The 12,883-nt window shown below is 34.2% G+C and carries 15 protein-coding genes and 4 tRNA genes; 7 read left to right on the forward strand and 12 right to left on the reverse strand.

Annotated elements, in window-relative coordinates:
• Positions 1–62 precede the first annotated feature (62 nt).
• Genes VJJ03_RS07665 through bioA form a run of 7 tightly spaced genes read right to left on the reverse strand, consistent with a single transcriptional unit; the run spans position 63 to position 5,930 of the window.
• Positions 63–719 (reverse strand): metal-dependent transcriptional regulator, encoded by a 657-nt coding sequence (locus VJJ03_RS07665; protein WP_323974798.1) that lies wholly within the window; start codon positions 717–719, stop codon positions 63–65.
• Positions 720–721: 2 nt separating this feature from the next.
• Positions 722–1,555 (reverse strand): orotidine-5'-phosphate decarboxylase, encoded by an 834-nt coding sequence (gene pyrF / locus VJJ03_RS07670; RefSeq protein ID WP_009745366.1) that lies wholly within the window; start codon positions 1,553–1,555, stop codon positions 722–724.
• 15 nt (positions 1,556–1,570) lie between these two features.
• On the reverse strand, positions 1,571–2,131 hold the full coding sequence (locus tag VJJ03_RS07675; protein WP_009745365.1) for a GDYXXLXY domain-containing protein: 561 nt from the start codon (positions 2,129–2,131) through the stop codon (positions 1,571–1,573).
• Positions 2,124–3,353 carry a DUF2157 domain-containing protein gene (locus VJJ03_RS07680; RefSeq protein WP_009745364.1) on the reverse strand — a complete coding sequence of 410 codons (1,230 nt, stop codon included), beginning with the start codon at positions 3,351–3,353 and terminating at the stop codon, positions 2,124–2,126. Before VJJ03_RS07680 ends, VJJ03_RS07675 begins: the two co-directional genes overlap by 8 nt.
• An 11-nt stretch (positions 3,354–3,364) precedes the next feature.
• Positions 3,365–3,901, reverse strand: coding sequence for a DUF488 family protein (locus VJJ03_RS07685; protein WP_009745363.1), 537 nt, complete (start codon positions 3,899–3,901; stop codon positions 3,365–3,367).
• Positions 3,898–4,635 (reverse strand): SMUG2 DNA glycosylase family protein, encoded by a 738-nt coding sequence (locus tag VJJ03_RS07690; RefSeq protein ID WP_009745362.1) that lies wholly within the window; start codon positions 4,633–4,635, stop codon positions 3,898–3,900. Before VJJ03_RS07690 ends, VJJ03_RS07685 begins: the two co-directional genes overlap by 4 nt.
• Before the next feature lie 5 nt (positions 4,636–4,640).
• Positions 4,641–5,930 carry an adenosylmethionine--8-amino-7-oxononanoate transaminase gene (gene bioA / locus VJJ03_RS07695; protein ID WP_009745361.1) on the reverse strand — a complete coding sequence of 430 codons (1,290 nt, stop codon included), beginning with the start codon at positions 5,928–5,930 and terminating at the stop codon, positions 4,641–4,643.
• A 150-nt stretch (positions 5,931–6,080) separates the two neighbouring features.
• Here bioA and pyrH point away from each other — a divergent pair, with 150 nt between their 5' ends.
• Both pyrH and VJJ03_RS07705 read left to right on the forward strand, forming a co-directional pair.
• The gene (gene pyrH, locus VJJ03_RS07700) at positions 6,081–6,788 is read left to right on the forward strand and encodes a UMP kinase (RefSeq protein ID WP_323974801.1); all 708 of its coding nucleotides are present in this window, start codon (positions 6,081–6,083) and stop codon (positions 6,786–6,788) included.
• A 78-nt stretch (positions 6,789–6,866) separates the two neighbouring features.
• On the forward strand, positions 6,867–7,775 hold the full coding sequence (locus VJJ03_RS07705; RefSeq protein WP_009745359.1) for a cation diffusion facilitator family transporter: 909 nt from the start codon (positions 6,867–6,869) through the stop codon (positions 7,773–7,775).
• Between the two features lie 60 nt (positions 7,776–7,835).
• Here VJJ03_RS07705 and tpx read toward each other — a convergent pair whose 3' ends face one another.
• From tpx to VJJ03_RS07730, 5 genes are all read right to left on the reverse strand, one after another.
• Positions 7,836–8,333 (reverse strand): thiol peroxidase, encoded by a 498-nt coding sequence (gene tpx / locus VJJ03_RS07710; RefSeq protein ID WP_009745358.1) that lies wholly within the window; start codon positions 8,331–8,333, stop codon positions 7,836–7,838.
• Positions 8,334–8,421: 88 nt separating this feature from the next.
• A complete protein-coding gene (locus VJJ03_RS07715) occupies positions 8,422–8,916 on the reverse strand; it encodes a thioredoxin family protein (RefSeq protein WP_323974803.1) in 495 nt (164 codons plus the stop codon).
• 274 nt (positions 8,917–9,190) lie between these two features.
• Complete coding sequence (locus VJJ03_RS07720) at positions 9,191–10,063, reverse strand: hypothetical protein (protein WP_009745355.1); 873 nt, start codon at positions 10,061–10,063, stop codon at positions 9,191–9,193.
• 20 nt (positions 10,064–10,083) lie between these two features.
• Positions 10,084–11,133: a tRNA preQ1(34) S-adenosylmethionine ribosyltransferase-isomerase QueA gene (queA, locus tag VJJ03_RS07725; RefSeq protein WP_009745354.1), complete on the reverse strand. Its 1,050-nt coding sequence runs from the start codon at positions 11,131–11,133 to the stop codon at positions 10,084–10,086.
• A gap of 73 nt (positions 11,134–11,206) precedes the next feature.
• The gene (locus tag VJJ03_RS07730; RefSeq protein ID WP_323974805.1) at positions 11,207–11,728 is read right to left on the reverse strand and encodes a shikimate kinase; all 522 of its coding nucleotides are present in this window, start codon (positions 11,726–11,728) and stop codon (positions 11,207–11,209) included.
• A 133-nt stretch (positions 11,729–11,861) separates the two neighbouring features.
• Here VJJ03_RS07730 and VJJ03_RS07735 point away from each other — a divergent pair.
• The 5 genes from VJJ03_RS07735 to VJJ03_RS07755 all read left to right on the forward strand — a co-directional run bounded on the left by VJJ03_RS07735 (position 11,862) and on the right by VJJ03_RS07755 (position 12,879).
• Positions 11,862–11,934, forward strand: a tRNA-Lys gene (locus tag VJJ03_RS07735).
• Between the two features lie 33 nt (positions 11,935–11,967).
• A tRNA-Lys gene (locus VJJ03_RS07740) sits at positions 11,968–12,040 on the forward strand.
• Positions 12,041–12,061: 21 nt separating this feature from the next.
• A tRNA-Lys gene (locus tag VJJ03_RS07745) sits at positions 12,062–12,134 on the forward strand.
• Positions 12,135–12,175: 41 nt separating this feature from the next.
• A tRNA-Leu gene (locus tag VJJ03_RS07750) sits at positions 12,176–12,259 on the forward strand.
• A gap of 56 nt (positions 12,260–12,315) precedes the next feature.
• Entirely contained in the window at positions 12,316–12,879 is a 564-nt protein-coding gene (locus tag VJJ03_RS07755) for a phosphatase PAP2 family protein (RefSeq protein ID WP_009745352.1), read from the forward strand.
• Positions 12,880–12,883: the final 4 nt, after the last annotated feature.

The following is a 12,883-nucleotide window of genomic DNA, read 5'->3' on the forward strand; positions in this document are numbered from 1 at the left end:
TTTGCTTATAAAATAAGGGCAAAAGTAGTTTTTTTTTCAGAAACAAAAAAATAAAATCGGACTTATTTGTTTTTTTTAACATAGATGTTTTCGGCTATAATGGAAGAAATATTGAATATTTTTCCATCTAATTGGATTTCAAGAGAATTATCAAAGGGTTGAATGTCTAAAACCTTTATTTCTTTTCCTATGGAAATTTCTATTTTATTAAGGTATTGTAAGAATTCCCTGGAAGTATTTTTTACTCCCACACAATGACCACTTTCTCCTTTTTTGAGTAGGCTGAGGAGCTCACTCTTAAATTGAGGAACATTACCGAATTTATCTGGGATGGGATCTCCATGAGGATCTTTTTCGGGGTAAAGAAGAAATTTATCTAATTTTTCTATAAGTTTATCGGATTGGATATGTTCTAATTGTTCTGCTATTTCATGAATTTCTTCCCAAGAAAAATGAAGTTTTTCAGCTAAGAATACTTCCCAAAGACGATGTTTCCGTATGACAAAAAGAGCATTTTTTTTCCCTTTTTCAGTGAGGGATACACCTTGATATCGCTTGTGTTCTACCCAGCCTTTTTCGTGGAGTTTTTTTAGCATATCAGTAACAGAAGAAGCTTTGGTTTGCATGGCTTCTGCAATAGCGTTAGTAGTTACCTCCATATTCTCTTCATGACTAAGGTGATAGATGATTTTTAGGTAATTTTCTTCAGAAAAAGTCATATCTATTGAAATTTTAATTGAATGATAGAGTTCATTTCTTTCTGTATTTTTTGAGCTTCTTCATGAGCTTTCTCAGCAAAGTTCTCCCCTTGTGAAGCATAGATGATAGCTCTTGAAGAATTGATGATAAGCCCCACAGACTCATTCATACCATACTTGCATACCTCTCTGAGGTTTCCTCCTTGTGCACCTATTCCTGGAACAAGCAGAAAAGAATTAGGGATAATTTTTCGAATTTCAGATAAATATTCTATCTTGGTAGCTCCTACTACATACATAAGGTTTTGAGCATTCTCCCATTGTTGCGAGATAGTAAGTACTTTCTTGTATAGTGGTATACCCTCGCAGGAAAGTGTTTGAAAATCAAAGGCTCCTTTGTTAGATGTTAATACTAAGAGAATAGTTATTTTATTCTTAAAAGCAAGGAAGGGCTCTACTGAATCCTGTCCCATATAAGGGGCTACAGTTATACTATCGAACTGTAAGTCATCGAAAAATGCTTTGGCATACATTGTAGCTGTATTGCCTATGTCTCCTCGTTTGGCATCGGCAATGGTAAAGATATTGGGATAGTATTCATTCAAATAATTGATAGTCTTCCTTAAGGATTGCCATCCTTTCTCTCCATAAGCTTCATAGAAAGCAATATTAGGTTTGTAAGCGATTGCGTATAAGTGAGTAGCATCAATAATGGCTTTATTGAAAGCAAAAATAGGATCCATTTCTCTTAATAGAAAAGGAGGAATTTTATTTAAATCCACATCTAAACCTATACAAAGAAAGGATTTTTTAGTAAATATTTCTTGTTTGAGTCTTTCTAAGTAGAAATCTTTCATATAGTAAAGTGTATTTTAATAGGATTTGTTTTTTGCTAATTGGTCTATATATTTTTCTATAGACATACCGTCAACCAAGATGCCCTTGAGCACCATTTGTCCCTTGTAAACAACGATCTGTGCATAAGCATTTTTAAGTAATGTATCAGCAATAGGAGCTTTATTCTCATTCATATAATAACGATTATCTGGCATTTCAATTCGTACTTTACCTCCATCAGTGAGGATTCCATCTGTTTTTACTTTTATATAGATATCTGTATTTGTAGGCTTTGTATCAATTACTTTATCGTAAATGACTACTCCTACACTATCTTTTTTAAGAGTTATATAGAGGTCATTAATTTTGTAATATTCATTTTGCATATAAGAAGGTAAATCTACATTGAGGTTTTTATAGTTTATCCATACGTATCGCCCACGAAAGGCATCATAAGGATCAATAGGTTCAATCTTGAAAAGGAAAGTCTCTCCTTTATGTAAGATGATTTCTCTTTCTATAATCATTTTCAAGGGGAATGATAATTGTGCTAATATCATGAGAGCAAAGGCTATAATAAGATATTTTTTACGCATTTTTTTTCTGTTTTAGAATGAGGTAATTTACAACAAAAAAGCTTAATCCTAAGATGATAAAGACGATTCCTTTGATTACAAAGGAAAGAGAAGAATCAAAAAAACGATAGGTAACTTGAACTGAAATAGTTAAAAGCCCAAAATTAACTAAGAGAGTACGTTCGCTCTTAAATCCTTTCCATAAATAGTAACTTCCGATGACAAGGATTGCTAAGTCATATAGGTAAGGAAGTCTTATGAAAGCAAGAATCATATACACTATTGGATAAAAAATGATAAGATCAAGAATTTTTTCCCTTTTATCTAAGAGATAATACTTTATAAGTAAAGGGATATAAATGAAAGCAAAAAGGAGCAAAGAAGGGAGTAAAGATTGAGGTGGATGATGCACATATAGTGCTTCTTTGACAAAGAAGCAGATAACTAAGCAAAGGATAGCTAATACTTTGTAAGCATTGTAGTAAATATGTGATTGTAAGTACTTTCCTATGATAAGAAAGGCTCCTGAGAGGAACACCAAGCAGGTAGCATAATCATCTTTAAATTTAATATTATCTAAAAAGGAGCAAAGAGCTATACCTATGAAGAGAGCAGTAAGTCCGTGTAATATTCCTGTAATATAGTTGGATGCCTTATGCTTTAAATGCCAAAGATAAAAAGGAAGTACTAAAACAAAGGCAATGAGGGAGGAGAAAAAGGTAAACCATTCTCTGTCCATTCCAAGTAGGCAAAGTGTTCCTATACCTATATAACATAAAATAGCTGTAGCTCGTGAGCGCATCAGATAAAGGGTGGGAAGAGCTAAAAATATCCAAAGCGATAGAAAGTCAGCAAAAGAGCTTTCAGGCAGATTATATACCTGATGTATCATGGCAATAGCTGCTCCTATAGCAAGACTTGTAAAAACGGCAACAGCTTCAGCGTACCAAGAATTAATACCTTTCTTAAATAGCAAGTAACCGCAACCTATTTGTCCTACCAATAAGGGGAGAAAAGAAAAAAGAGTTTTAATCCATCGAGGAAGTTCATCCCAATTATGAGCTAAAAGCACGATGATTCCTAAACCAATCAAACTAGCTCCCAACACGCCAAAAATTATTAAAAGTTTGTGAGAGGTAGAAGTTCTTTTCCGTTCTTGTATATATAATCGAATATGATCAGCTACTTCTTGGGTAATTACTTGTTGGGCTACAAGTTCTTCGAGTTCTTTTAAAAGTTTCATATTTTGATTGTTTATAATGAATCATCAAATAAGTTCTCATCATAATAACATATCTTGTCTCCTACCAAACGAGCAGGAGTTGTGTAAGGATGTATTTCATATTTTCCTATTCCCATAATATGACGTACCTCCCAACCCTTTACTTTAAGAGCGTCAGAGACCATGGAACGATGACAACGCCACCAGAGAGCCTCTGCACACATATAAGCAGTAGTCTCTTTCTGGGCAATAGCTATGAGTGTATTTAACCCTTTTCGGAAGTCCTCAGTTTCCATATAATCTGCATAACCACGAAAAGAAGTATTATGCCAACGATCATTTCTAGAATTTTTCATTACTTTTCGCTTGCCTCCTAAAGCAGATAAATGACTATAAGTAATCCCTTCTTTTCCTAAAAAAAGAGCCAAAGACTCTTTATTATATTGAGGATACTTAGTAGAGGAAGGGAAAGAACGTATATCTACCAAATGGGTAATATTAAAGGATTTTAACCATAAAATAAATTCCTCTATAGGATGGGTGGAATGACCGATAGTATAAATAATCATACTTTATCAAATTGAATAGATTTAGCTGCTAAAACTTTTACAAATTTATCTACATATAGTTGTTTTTCTTTGGATTTATATTGTTCTATATAGCGAGGATGTTCTAAGACGATCATTTTCTTAAATAAGGATGCTTCTTTATTAAGCTTTTCAAGAAAAATAGCATTCTTCTTTCCCAAAATATAGACTTCTGAAGTATCTAACCCTAGAGCAATATGTTTTTTCAAAGAAGCTATCATATAATCCTTAGTCATTGCAAAAAGATTGATATCATCATAATAATTGGCATTAAGCCATGTACCTTGAGGTGTTTTACGTACTATAGCCAGAGGGAAAGGAGAATTAATATAGAAATTTTTATAAAAAGTTGCTACTCCTCCATATTGAGTAATCATATCATACACGAACACAGAGGAAACCTCATGAGTACGAGCTGAAAGCATAGGAATTCCACAATCATTCTCTAAATGTTTAGTATCAGTAAAAGGAACTCCCGTAACACCTGCTCCATGTCTGCTGGGATTGATACCTATAATAAATCTACGAGAATCATTATCATTGTAATACTTATGATAGAAGGCGGCCATTACTTCTATAGTTTCAGGATTATCCAGATAAGGATTTAGTACAGCAAATCCCTCAGGAAGTGTACCATTATATTGTAACTCCTTGTTAAACTGTATAATACGATCTCCTATGGTAGTAGATAAGGAGGACTTTCTTTTCTCTCTCATAGGTTTTATAAAAGTTTCTTAGTTGTTAGATATTCTATACTGTCCTCGATAATTTGATACACAGTATCCAATTGCTTATTAGTCATGATATAAGGAGGTAATACATATATAGTGTGGTATACAGGTCGTAAAATAACTCCATGATTAATATAATATCTATAAAGTTCATTGCGAATAGAACCATAATATTCTCCTGTGTCAGGTACTTTTAAATCCATAGCAAAGATAACACCGAGAGTACGTGTACGAGCTACTTTAGGGTGCTTATCCATTTTAGCAGCAAAAGCTATATGTTTGGCATGAATACGTTTCAGATTGGCTTGCATTTCTTCTTCTTGTAACATTTTGAGGCTCTCTAAAGCAATAGCACATCCAGTAGGGTTTGCCATAAAGGTATGCCCATGAAAGAGCGCTTTACTGATGTCATCACTATAAAAAGCATCATAGATTTCCTCTGTAGTAGTAGTGGCTGAAAGGGGGATAGTACCTCCTGTAAGTGCTTTGGAAAGACAAATTATATCGGGCATTTGAGTGAGGTAATCACAAGCGAATTTTTTTCCCGTTTTCCCAAACCCGGTCATTACTTCATCAGCAATGGTTAGTACTTTATTCTTTCGGCATATTTCTATAAGTTCATCCAATATTTCTGGAGCATACATGCGCATTCCAGCAGCTCCTAATACTAAGGGTTCGAAGATAAAACCTGCACACTTATATTCTGAAAGAACTTCCAAAAGTCGTTTTTTACAGGCTTCTTCTTTACCTTTTTCAGGAATAGGAATACGCACTACATCTAAAAGCTGTCCTTGAAAGGCAGTGGTATAAAGAGAAATGCCAGAGACTGCCATAGCAGCAAAAGTATCTCCATGAAAAGCCTCTTCAAAAGCAATGAAAGTAGTGCGCTTATCTCCACGATTATAATGGTATTGTAGGGCAATCTTGATGGCTACTTCTACAGCTGTAGAACCATTGTCAGAGAAGAAAACTTTACTTTGGTTTTTTGGGAGTATTTTTATAAGATTTTCCGCTAAATCACAAGCAGGCTGATGTGTAAATCCTCCAAAAAGAACATGTTCTAAAGAGGTAAGCTGTTCATAAGCTCTCTTAGCTAAGCGCTCATTACTATGTCCGTATGGGTTTACCCACCAAGAAGCAATAGCATCTATGTAAACATTACCTTTTTCATCCCATAGTAGTGCATCTTTCCCTTTTGTTATAGCAATAGGGGTGTCGCTGGTTTTGTGTTGAGTATAAGCGTGCCAAAGGTATTTTTGGTCTTTTTCTGTAAGTGTCATTGTTTTTTAGGCAAAGGTAAGAATTTATTAGGAATAAAAAATGGATTAATCTATTTATTTTTTGACAAGACTAATCTTTTTGAAAAATATTTATATAAAAATAGCTATGAAATCGTGGAAAATCATTATTTTTGCAGAAAAAATTTTCTTATGAAATACAAGAGAATTCTTCTTAAGTTAAGTGGAGAAGCCCTTATGGGGGGAAGACAGCATGGTATTGACCCGGCAAGGCTTAAAGAATATGCTATTGAGATAAAACAAGCAGTTAACCGAGGAGCTGAGGTAGCTGTGGTTATCGGTGGAGGAAATATTTTCCGAGGAGTAGCAGGGGCTAGTAATGGTATGGATAGAGTGCAGGGAGATTATATGGGGATGTTAGCCACTGTTATCAATTCTTTAGCTTTACAAAGTGCTTTAGAGGACGAAGGAGTACTTACCCGATTGCAGACAGCTATCACAATGGAAGCTATTGCAGAACCTTTTATTCGTAGGCGAGCCATTCGTCATTTAGAAAAAGGTCGTGTAGTTATCTTTGGGGCGGGAACAGGAAATCCCTATTTTACTACTGATTCGGCTGCAGTACTTCGTGCTATAGAGATTAATGCAGATGTGATTCTCAAAGGTACTCGTGTGGATGGTATTTATACTGCCGATCCAGAGAAGGATCCTCAAGCAACCAAATATGAACATATTACTTTTTCTGAAGCTATAGATAAAGGATTGAAGATAATGGATATGACAGCCTTTACTCTAAGTCAGGAAAATCACCTTCCTATTATAGTCTTTGATATGAATAGAAGAGGAAATTTAGCTAAAGTAATAGCAGGAGAATCTGTAGGAACTATTGTGTATGATTAAGATTTGGTCTCTCAAATGATTATTAACGGTTCATCATGAAATGATTATATAGTCTAACTTATTTTAAATAATTTTCCTATGGGACATGAACATCACCATCATCATATACCAGATCTGAGACGAATTAATCAAGCCTTTTATGTGGGAATAGGTGCTAATGCACTTTATACTCTTATTGAATTTGTAGTTGGTATTCATATTAATTCTTTAGCTCTTATTTCTGATGCTAGCCATAACTTAAGCGATGTGGCGACTTTGATTATTTCCTTGTTAGGGATGAAATTAGCCCAAAAAGGTGCTACGGAACTTTATACGTATGGGTATAAGAAAGCTTCTATCTTAGCTTCATTTATTAATGCAGTCATTCTCTGCTTGATTGTTATTAAAATAGGGGTAGAGAGTATTGAACGTTTTTCAAATCCTCCTCAAATGCAAGGAGGAATGATCATTATTACGGCTTTGATAGGAATCTTTATCAATGGACTTTCTGCTTTTCTCTTTTATAAGGGGCAAAAAGAAGATATCAATATCAAAGGCGCTTTCTTGCATCTTTTAGTGGATGCTTTAGTGTCTCTTGGAGTAATTGTTTCAGGGGCTATTATTTCCTTTACAGGATGGAATATTATAGATCCTATTATCAGTTTTATTATTGCTTTTGTAATATTATTTTCTACATGGTCTCTTCTTAAAGAGAGCGTTAAACTTATATTAGATGGAGTACCACAGCAGGTATCTAATGAAGAAATACAGCAAGTATTGCTTAATCATCCTAAGATTTCTTCAGTTCACCATTTACATATATGGGCATTAAGTAGCTCTGAGAATGCCTTAACGGCACACTTAGTGTTAAAAGAAGGGGTCTCTTTAGAGGATTTTATGGAAGTGAAGAAAGAACTTAAGCATCAACTTTTTCATGAAGGAATTCAACATACAACTTTTGAAATAGATACTTATTCATTTACCTGTGGAGAAACTACTTGTCAGTAAGAAATTGAGAAAAATGGGAAAAAAGAGGCTACCCTTTTCGGACAGCCTCTTTTTATTAAACTATTTTAAAACATTCAAAACAGCTTCATAATCAGGCTCATTAGTAATTTCATCTACTTGCTCTGTATAAATAACTGTCTCATTTTCATCTATGACAATAATAGCTCGTGATAACAAGCCCTTTAGAGGAGTATCTAAAAGTTCTACATGATATTTACTAGAGAAGTCTCCACGGAAGTCAGAAAGTACTTCTACATTTTTAAGTCCTTCAGCTCCACAGAAGCGTGCCATAGCAAAAGGTAAATCCTTAGAAATACAAAGAATTTTAGTATTCTTAAGGTTGTTAGCTTCTTGGTTAAATCGTCTTACAGAAGCTGCACAAACTCCTGTATCTACACTAGGAAATATACTAAGCACTATACGGTGCCCCTTATAGTCAGAGAGAGATTTCTCTTTTAAATCACTGCTTACAGCCATGAAATTAGCAGCTATGCTACCTACTTTAGGTAATTCTCCTGCGGTGGTTGCAGGTTCATTATGAAATGTAATTTTTGCCATAAAAAAAATATTTTATCTGATGCAAAATTAAGAATTATTTGTTAAAAAAATACTTTTTAGTCTTTAAAATATTTGTTAAATGAAAAACTTAGTCTAATCGTCCTTGTAAGAATTTTTTAACTTTAGTTTTATTGTAGCCTTTTCCTTCTTCCATATCTTCTGTTTTACGAATGGAGAGTATATTTCCTCGTTTGTCAAGAATAAGAAAAGCAGGGTAACCGTATTTTTCACCAGGATTACCATACTTAGCAAAGGCTCTTTCATTTTTATTCTCAGGAGAATAATTCAGATGATAGTATACATATTTCTTATTTAAAATTGCTTTAAGTTCGGGATCCGTAGTTACTAGATGATTAAAGCGTAAACACCATATACACCAATTACCACCTATTTGTATTAGGAGTTTTTTGTTTTCCTTTTTGGCTTGAACGAGTAGCTCTGTTATGCGAGTGTCCCCATCCTCCATTGGATCATAGGGTTTAGGTAAGGACATTTTTTCTTGAATAACCTCTGTAGTTTTATTTTGAGAAAACACTACAGAATGTCCTAATATTATTAGGAATAATAGAATATATTTTTTCATGATAATTAATTAAAAAATAGGAAGTGAAAGTTACAAAGCAAAACGCAGTTAATGCCAACGATTAAGATAAAGTCCTCTGTATTCGCAAAGGCGAAGTTAAGGATAAAGCCCTATTATGAAGGCATAAAATATACCACTGAAGCAATAACACTGATACTTCATCAATAGGATAAACGTTTTGAACACAGAGCGAAAATCAATGGGAGTGTTAGATATAAGATAATTTGCTTTATAACTTCCCAAATCAAACTTCTATAAATCTGTTATAGGTCAACTATTTTATAGAGATTGAACCTTCTTTTTGTAATAATTCCTTGATCTCAGTTTCATATTTATGAGGTATAATAATTCTGAAATTGGCAACTTCTTCCTTAATTTTTGCAAGTTTTGTAGTCTTTTCAACCACTAGCTGATTAACTTTCGTTTGTCGTTCCTGTTCTAAGCGTTGTTTTTCCTGTTCGTATTCTATTTTGTGTTTGTTTTCTGCTTCACGAAACTTAGCTTTATAGAAATTTACTTCACTTTCAAACTGTCGATGTTCTGCTAAAAGTTGTTCCTGTAATTGTTGTAGCTCCTCTAAGTTATACAAAGGAGTATTTTTTATTTTAAAAACTTGCTCTCCTACTTCTCTGAAAGAAATAAGTTCTTTCTTAGTAAGGGCGGTACGTACTTCATCAAAGTTATGAATATACTTACCTATATGAGCGGCTTTAGCTTCAGCTTCTTTATAGTGGACGACTTCTTCTAATGGAAGAGTTTTAAGATAATCTTCAATCGTAATCTCTTTAATCTTACTAAGTTCCTTGTAATCAATAGGAGAAACCTCCCTCTCTACTTCAGTTATTACATTTTTTAGTTTTGTATTTAAGATTTCAAGGCGGTCATCTTTTTCCTTAATAGCTGTGCGCAAATAGGCAGAAATGGCATATAAGGTACCTATCTGAGAGAGTTTTTCTTTAATATTCTCTACCTTAGTGAAGTTGTCCAAAGGTTCTCCATCAAGGCTTGCTGTATGGGTTTCTATATTGTTGACACGATCCTGGATAGGTTTGAGATATTCTTTGATACGCTCACACACATAATTTGCCTGAGAGGAAGTGAGTCCAGAGGTATTGAAATAAGGATTTTTAGTTTGTAGGTTATCCATAATAAGTCTCAATAATGGAATTAAATAATAAGCATAGCATCCCCATAAGAGAAAAATTTATATTTTTCTTTTACGGCTTCTTCATAAGCATTCATAATAAGTTCATGTCCTGCAAAGGCAGAAACCATCATGAGTAAGGTGGATTTTGGAGTATGAAAGTTAGTGATCATGGCATTGGCGACACCAAAATCATAAGGAGGAAAGATAAATTTGTTAGTCCACCCGATAAAGGGATTTAATGTATTATGAGAAGATACTGAACTTTCCATAGCACGCATGACAGTAGTTCCTACAGCACATACACGTTTGCCAGCTTCTTTCGCTTTATTAACAATATCACAAGCTTCTTGAGGAATAATGATTTCTTCACTATCCATTTTATGCTTAGAAAGATCCTCTACTTCTACAGGATTGAAAGTGCCTAACCCAATATGAAGAGTAAGTTCAGCAAAATTAATTCCTTTTATCTCAAGACGTTTCATTAATTGTTTGGAGAAATGCAAGCCTGCGGTAGGAGCAGCTACAGCTCCCTCATATTTTGCATAGATAGTTTGATAACGCTCCTCATCCTCAGGTTCTACAGGGCGAGAAATATATTTTGGAAGAGGCGTATGTCCTAATTCTAATAGTTTATTTCGAAAGCCTTCGTATGACCCGTCAAAGAGGAAACGTAAGGTACGACCACGAGAGGTGGTATTATCAATTACTTCAGCTACTAATTCTTCTTCAGGGTCAAAAAAGAGTTTGTTCCCAATGCGTATTTTTCGTGCAGGATCTACCAAAACGTCCCATAAACGTTGTTCTTTATTAAGCTCACGCAAGAGGAAGACCTCAATTTTGGCATTTGTTTTTTCCTTATGTCCATAAAGACGTGCAGGAAATACTTTTGTATTATTTAGGACAAAAACGTCACCATCGTCAAAATAATCAATAACATCCTTAAATAAGCGATGTTCTATTTTTTCTGTTTTACGATGAACCACCATAAGACGTGCTTCATCGCGATTTTCACTAGGATATTCTGCAAGGAGTTCCTTAGGAAGGTTGAAGTTAAAGCTAGATAATTTCATCTGGTATTATCAAATAGTATTTAAGAGTACAAAGATACAACATTTTACAGGATCTTGTCAAGAAATTTATTAATTATTTTATTCTCTCAAGTATTTTGTCTGCGATTCCTGTAATAGAAAGTCCCTCACAAGGAATTATAAAGGAAGCTTGAGTATAGAAAGAATAACGTTCGAAAAGATGTTTATTAATAAATTCTTCTAATTTTCCCTTTGAAAGATGAGCAATAAGAGGTCTTTCTTTTTGATATACAGATAATCGTTGCATGAGTACTTTAGCCGGTAATTGTAAATAAAAAACATAGGGGGTCGCTTTATTGATAAGTTTCATGACGTTTCCATAACAAGGAGTTCCTCCCCCTAAAGAAAGTACTATTTGAGAGGGAGAAAGGAGAAGTTCCTGTAGATACTCTTGTTCTTTATGACGAAAATATATTTCTCCTTTTTCAGAGAATATTTCCGAGATTTTTTTCTCTTCTTTTTGTTCTATGAAGGTATCTAAATCATAAAAGGGAAGTGACAGGATAGAAGCTATATGCTTTCCAATGGCTGATTTTCCACTTCCCATATAACCTAAAAGAATAATTTTTTCAGTCATAAGTAACTGTTTTGTAATAAATTAAAAACTGAATAAAAATAAAGTGCAAAATTAATTATTTTTCTGCTTGTTTATATAAAAAAAAACCGTAAATTTGCACCCGCATAAAAATCTTTTTGAGATTAGTTTTTAGGACTTGGTAGCTCAGTTGGTAGAGCACAACACTTTTAATGTTGGGGTCCTGGGTTCGAGCCCCAGCCAGGTCACTCTTATTTTTAAGATTTATAAATTTACGTGGCGACTTGGTAGCTCAGTTGGTAGAGCACAACACTTTTAATGTTGGGGTCCTGGGTTCGAGTCCCAGCCAGGTCACAGTTAATAAATTTATTTGAAGACTCGGTAGCTCAGTTGGCAGAGCACGACACTCTTAATGTTGGGGTCGTGGGTTCGAGGCCCACCCGGGTCACAAGTTTTAGTTTCATAACTGAATTTGTTGAGTTTTTCTTAGCCTATGTGGAGAAATTGGTAGACTCGCCATCTTGAGGGGGTGGTGCTCGTTAGGGCGTGCTGGTTCGAATCCAGTCGTAGGCACAAAAGTCCTTAGTAAGATATACTAAGGATTTTTTGTTTTTTAAAAGTTGATTTTTATGCTGAAAGACCTTTTACAAAAAGATTATCAATTACTTGTAGCAATTAATCAGACAGGAACTATCTCATGGGATACTTTTTGGATTGCTATTACTAATGCTTGGAATTGGATTCCCTTTTTTATTCTGATTCTATGGATAAATTTCTATTTTTTCTCTAAGAGAGAAGCATGGAGAATCTTCTTTTATACATTAGGTATATTGTTATTGACAATAGTAATTACCAATACTACTAAAGAAATTGTGGCTAGGTTACGTCCCTTGCATACAGCATCACTTATTCCTCATTTGCGTATTATTTTGCAGGAAAAAGGATATAGCTTTTTCTCAGGGCATACAAGCAATAGCTTTGCTATTTGTACTTTCTTATATCTTGTTTTTAGAAAAAGAATAAAAGTAGCTTTTTGGGTTTTTCTTTGGCCCATTCCTTATGCATATAGTCGTATGTATTTAGGAGTACATTTTCCCACAGATATATTTATTGGTATTTTAGTAGGAATAGCTACAGGGACTATAGGTTATTGGGTTTATAAAAAGAGACAAAATACAACCCTCTCTCCATAGAGAA

Source organism: Capnocytophaga sp. G2 (genome assembly GCF_035282625.1).
Classification (GTDB): domain Bacteria; phylum Bacteroidota; class Bacteroidia; order Flavobacteriales; family Flavobacteriaceae; genus Capnocytophaga.